This is a genomic window from Motiliproteus sp. MSK22-1 (assembly GCF_001968815.1).
In the GTDB taxonomy this organism is placed as follows: domain Bacteria; phylum Pseudomonadota; class Gammaproteobacteria; order Pseudomonadales; family Balneatricaceae; genus Motiliproteus.
In genome coordinates, this window is sequence record NZ_MIEQ01000037.1 from 1 (window position 1) to 6,032 (window position 6,032).

The 6,032-nt window shown below is 39.7% G+C and carries 4 protein-coding genes; 3 read left to right on the plus strand and 1 reads right to left on the minus strand.

The annotated features are described in order from the left end of the window. The coding region (locus BGP75_RS09895; protein WP_076718287.1) for an IS630 family transposase at positions 1-654 on the minus strand (654 nt) is incomplete at its 3' end. Between the two features lie 541 nt (positions 655-1,195). Between BGP75_RS09895 and BGP75_RS09900 the strand changes: the two genes are divergently transcribed. The 3 genes from BGP75_RS09900 to BGP75_RS09910 are packed head-to-tail and all read left to right on the plus strand — an operon-like array spanning position 1,196 to position 4,171. After that, a complete protein-coding gene (locus BGP75_RS09900) occupies positions 1,196-2,110 on the plus strand; it encodes an IS630 family transposase (RefSeq protein WP_076718293.1) in 915 nt (304 codons plus the stop codon). Between the two features lie 4 nt (positions 2,111-2,114). Beyond that, complete coding sequence (locus BGP75_RS09905; RefSeq protein WP_076718289.1) at positions 2,115-3,215, plus strand: hypothetical protein; 1,101 nt, start codon at positions 2,115-2,117, stop codon at positions 3,213-3,215. Beyond that, entirely contained in the window at positions 3,212-4,171 is a 960-nt protein-coding gene (locus BGP75_RS09910) for a glycosyltransferase family 2 protein (RefSeq protein WP_076718291.1), read from the plus strand. The genes BGP75_RS09905 and BGP75_RS09910 overlap by 4 nt, the downstream gene beginning before the upstream one ends. The last annotated feature ends 1,861 nt before the right edge of the window (positions 4,172-6,032 follow it).

A 6,032-nucleotide genomic window follows, 5' to 3' on the forward strand; every position in this document is an offset into this window, starting at 1 on the left:
ACCTTGGTTGTTAACCGCTGAGATCATATTCGTTGAGAACCGTTTGGCATTGATTTCAACTACCGGCGTTTGCCCCTTTGGTGCGTAACCCCGACTGTGCTGGCAGTCGTTACGTATTCCCGTTTCATCGCCCCAGTAGATCTCCGCTCCTTCCTCAAAAGCTCGCCTTTTGATCTGCGGGTAGGTGTTGTCCAACCACTCTTTGACGGCCTTCGGTTTACGCTCATAAGCCCTTTTCGCCGGCTTTTGAGGGGTGTATCCCCAGCGTTTCAAATAGTCGCCGACTGTTCGAATCGCAATGTGAACACTCCACATCTGCTTAACTACAGCTTGAATCGCTTTTCGATTCCAGAGCGCAAAGGGTAGCTTCATCTGGTCTGGATTTTTGTTGCAAATCAGCTTCTTTAAGACGGACTCTTGAGCTTCTGTTAGCAGTCTTTGTTCTGCTGACCTTCTGCCACGCTTGCCTAGCTTGATTGCTTGATCACCGCCTTGTTTCCATGCACAAATCCAGCGGCAAACAACCGCATAGTGAACACCTACAATTTCAGCTATTTGCTTTCGCGTCTGGCCCTGTCTAAAGAGCCGAATAGCCAAGTCTCGATTGTGTTGTTGTATTTCAGAAGATAGTTTGCGGGCATCAGTTTTATTCATACCCGGCAGTGTATCATAATTCGTCTATTTGTACGCCGGGTTAATAGCATTCACAGAGGAGCTGGTTGATTGTTGTACAATCACTTTGCGTACAAGCAATAACTACTGCTAATCCTTAATCTAACTTCTACGATCAAATATCTATACCTAGTTGCATGGTACTATTGGCTTATATTTATTTTTCTCTCAGCCAAAATGGCATAGTCGTTGTGAGAGGCTAGCAAAATAGGCTGCAGGTTAAACATTCGATTGAATGACATGTTATGTTTGCGCTGAAGCATCGGAAAAATCGATCTATAGAACTCTTCGAGTGGATGCTGGCTATGTTTGTGAGAGATTGGTGTTGGCAGTAGGAATTTGTATTATTAACCTGGTAGATAAATACATTTACCGATAACACCTGAAAGTCCTATAAATACTGATGATCATCCCAACAGAAATATCCGCCGGGATAATAGCAGCTATGTGTGGTTACATTGTTAAAAGTGTTCTTAAATATCAACCTGGCGGACAAATAGGCGATTTAATTATAATGTCGGTTATGAAAAAAACTGATGCCAGCAAACTATCTACTGAAGTACAACAACGCAATTGTGATCTCACGGTTTGCCTGTTCCTGCAAGGGCAGACACGAAAGCAAATAGCAGAAATCGTCGGAGTTCACTATGCGGTTGCCTGCCGCTGGATTAAAGTTTGGAAACAAGGAGGTGAGGAAACTATAAAATTGGAGCAGTGTGGGCGCCGATTAGTAGAGCACGGCGACTACTTAAAGCGCTGGGGATACACACCTCAAAAGCCTGCGAAAAGAGCGTATGAACGTAAGCCCAAAGCAGTCAAAGAGTGGCTGAACAACACCTATCCAAAGCTAAAGCGCCGAGCTTCCGAGGAAGGTTCTGAGATCTATTGGGGCGATGAAACAGGGGGGCGCAACGACTGCCAACACAGACGTGGTTATGCACCAAAAGGGAAAACGGCAATCGTTGAAATTAATGACAAACGGTTCTCAATGAATGTTATCTCGGCGGTGAACAATCGAGGTGTCGTGCGTTTCATGATGTATAGGGAGAACATGACCGCGAAAGTGCTGCTGCGTTTTATGAAGCGGCTGATAAAAGATGCGGGGAAAAAAGTATTTCTCGTTTTGGACAACCTTCGAGTTCATCATGCCAAGCTGGCACGGCATGTAGAGAAAATAGAAGTTTTTTATTTACCCGCATACTCTCCGGACTTGAATCCAGATGAGTACTTGAACGCTGATTTAAAGGCAGAGATACGCGGTGCGGCACCGGCTAGAAATCAAGCTGACTTGGCGGGCAAGGTACAGAGCCATATGCGGATGCTGCAAAAGAGACCGGAGAGGGTTGCTAAGTACTTCAAGCACCCGTCTATCCATTGTGCTACGTTAATGTATTTGACCATCGGGTTGATAGTACCTAGATTGTATCAGAGCGTATGACTATATGAATGAATTTGAGAGAAATAAGGTTGCCTCGATAAATGGAGTTGATGTTTTTGTATCTTCGAAATTTCGTTCTAGCCAATCTAAGTCTATCAGCGAGGTTTTGAATACACAATTAAAAGGGTTCGTTAACGTAAAAGTGTGTGGGATGAAATATAATAAAATATATTTGGAACCTTACGTTTGTAGCAATCTAGAAAATTATGAATTTGTTCCAGGAACGTATAAGTATACATCTGATAATGAAAAAATGTTCATTTTGAAGAATAAAAATAGTTTAAGGATAACAGATAAAGCAATATATTTTGGACTTGATTCCATTTTTGGACTTTCAATTCATTATTTGTATTTTTTGTGCTTAACCCTGAGTGAAAAAACGTTAGTTCATGCTGCTGCTTTTAAAATTGGTGGAATGAATATTTTAATACCTGCATTTGGTGGTATTGGAAAGACATTTTTAGTTTCGAAATACTCTGAAAATAAAGATGTATCTATTTATGGTGATGATCTTGTTTTATTGGATAAGGATGTCAAAATTTATCCATATCATAGACCAATGTGTTTGTATAAGTATCACTATGATAAATATTTGAAGTCTAGGCTTCCTGATAAACTGTATTATTTTTATCCATCATTGCTTTGGCGGATAGTATTAAGAATAAGGATGGAGCTGTTAGATAAATTTGGGTGGAAAATTGGAAATGTTGAAAATATAACGCATTCAAAGGGATATATTACTACGAAGGTTAGAAGTATCCTTAGTAAAAATCAAATTCCAACCGAGGGAGCGGCTCTCGACAAAATTATCGTTATAAAGAGAAAGAAAATACCTAGTGTGATTATTAATAAAATTTTTAGGGAAGAAGAAAAAAAATGTTCAGCAAAATATGTTTCATCAATTGTTCATCATGAATGGGCTGACTACTATAGATCTATTTTGGCCTACAACGCATTTACTAATCGGAGTACGGCGTTACAGTTAAAGATAACAGAAGATTTGATAGAAAATGCTTTTTTAAATACAGAAGAAATTTATGAAATTAATATACCAATAGAAGCCACTGATCTTGAAATTGAACAAGCGTTAGAGAAAGTTCTGTGATATATAGTGGCTTAGTATCAGTTATCATTCCTGTCTTTAATGCGGAAAAATACCTTATTTATGCCCTTAATAGCATCTGTTGTCAAACATATAAGAATTTGGAAATAATTTGTATAAATGATGGATCTACAGACTCGACAGAAATTATTCTTAGGGACGCTTGTCGTCAAGATAAGCGAATTATTCTGATAAATAATGAGAATAATTGTGGAATTGTATATTCCTTGAATAAGGCTGTGAAGTCTGCAAGAGGTGAATTTATTGCAAGGATGGATGCAGACGATATTTCGCTCCCTGATAGAATTGAAAAACAGGTTCAGTACCTCATAGACAATGATTTGGAGTTTGTCGGCTCTCCAGTTACTTATATTACTGAATCAGGAGTAGCGTTTGGGAAAAGCTCTTACTATAACCGGAAAGAATTGATCGAATTTTTGTGCTACAAATCAACACTGGGCCACCCAACTTGGCTACTCTATAAATATGTATACGATCTTAATGATGGATATCGAGATTTAGCTCCTGCGGAAGATTACGATTTTTTGCTAAGAGCGGCTAATGCTGATATTCGTATTGGAATGATTGATATACCTTTGGTAAAGTTTCGAACCCAGTTGAAGAATGGGGGGACAGCCCTTATAAACGGTTTAGTTCAGAGAAAAATGTTCAACTACGCCAAGAAAATTTCTAAAAATGATAGAGGCTATTGTCGTAAGGAGGTTGAAAATTTGAGAAAAACAGGTAGTTTTAGTCATAAATGCTTCTATTATTCTCAAATATATTACTCCAGGTCAATGCGGAATAGGCATAGAAATAGTTACTTTACTGCTGCGTTGTATCTAATAACTTCGGTTGTCTTATCGCCCTATCAAGCTCAATTTGTATATAGAGCAGTTATCCTTAGGTGTAAAAAAACTCTGTCTAGGCTTTTGGAGCGAAAAAATATTACAGATTAAGTTTTTCTGTAATGAAATTATTTAAGAGTTTTTTGAAGTTTAAATTATAATTTTTGGATAGGTTTCGTTTTTGATGGCTTATTGTGATAAGAAATAGATGTGGTATGGGTAATTACTTGATTACTAATGAAGTTCCGCCAGTTTAGAAGCTTATATGGTATCGACGTCGTTCTCACTGCTGTACTACCCATTCGCTCCTGAATAATATTTGACTCTCGGAATATTCATGTAAAATAAGGGGGTAAGCTTATCTGAAACTGGCCATTTTCTGCTGTAATCGGACAAAAGCTATAGAATGACATGAAACCGAGATAAACTGAAGCTCTACATAAGGATGATTTGTTTAAATATCGATTTGATGATTTAGTTAATTTTGGTTATCAAACGGTTCCATAGTACATACAATCGATTGGAGGCTGCAGGACCGTGAGTTGGGCCAGCATGAAACTTCGCAATTAGTGCTTTGCCCATCAGCTTGACATGCTAGCGTCAAAGGATCGGAGAAACCGGTTGTGGATGGCTGCTGACGGTGACTATTGATGTTGGATTTAATCTGAAGGTGATCCAACCGTCTAGTCTTAAGTGAGTAGCAGCGGATACCAATGTTCAGAAAAAAACATACGCTTTCCAGTCGATAGCAAGTTATCTGGCAGGATACGTCGATATTTGATCGAAATTGCCTACAGGCATAACATTACCTTGAGGCAAATGTATGGTAAAGCCCGCTATCGATGGTTTCCCAAGATAGGATTTTATGGCAACTCCTGGCAGTACAAGCGAATGCGCAAATCGATAAAGATAATTAGGGGATACCTAGGGTGCATGTTGAGAGACCTGAAGTGCCAGTTGCAGAACTAGATATTGAACGGTTAGCTGACTCAATCTGACAGCTTGCTAGCGTAAAGACCAAAAGCAAGAGCATGTCTTTCGGCATCTACGAGCCGAATGATGGTTGTAGCTAGAAAGGGCAAACGCATAAACGATACGAGTTTGGCGCTAAAGTGAGTATTGCGACGATGACCAAAGAAGCCTGTATTGTTGGTCAGTGCAGTTATCCTAGAAATTCCTAAGATAGGCATATTCTGAATGATCAACAGCAGCAAGTCGATTTTTTAACCAATCAGAAACTTCAAGTCTGCTTGGTAGATCGTGTTTACAAGGGCTCTGGAAGTCACACAGAGGTGAATTATCATTGCTGATCAAAAAAGCAGGATCACTGAAAAAGAACGGTAGTTGCTCAATTGGGAGGCAGCATAGAGCTTATCATAGTCCTTCTTAAACCAGATGGTCGAATATGGAACAATTATTTGAAGGGAGTACTTGGTGATGAGTTTTATATTCTGTTATTTGTGTGCCGTTAATATCTGAGAAAACTGCTTCGGTGGTTGTTATTATTAAAACCAGTTTTTGGCTTATTTTGGTATGAAGTGGAAATCCGTTTGAAACGAAATGAAAAATTGCATATTCCGGCCGACTTTGATCACCCATTCTGGTCTTAGTTGATCAGCCGTACTGATTTTACTTGATCGGTCATTCTGGTTTTATTTGATCACTTTTTCTGGATTTCCAGAATCGGTGATCAAATACCGGAATCAATGATCAAGTATTTCCAGAATCCTATGTAACGCATTGATTAATAGACCTTCCCGGCTAACCTCTCGCATTTTGTCTGCGAGGAGTGTGGCCGGAGGGTTCCAAGAGGTTATCAATGCGTAAAATCAAAGACGTGCTGCGATTGCATTACGAGGCAGGCCTGAGCCGACGCGGCGTCGCTCAAGCGCTTAATATCAGTTACGGCAGTGCCGTTAATTACCTCAATCGCGCCCAACAGGCCGGATTAACTTGGCCGCTTGCCGTAGAC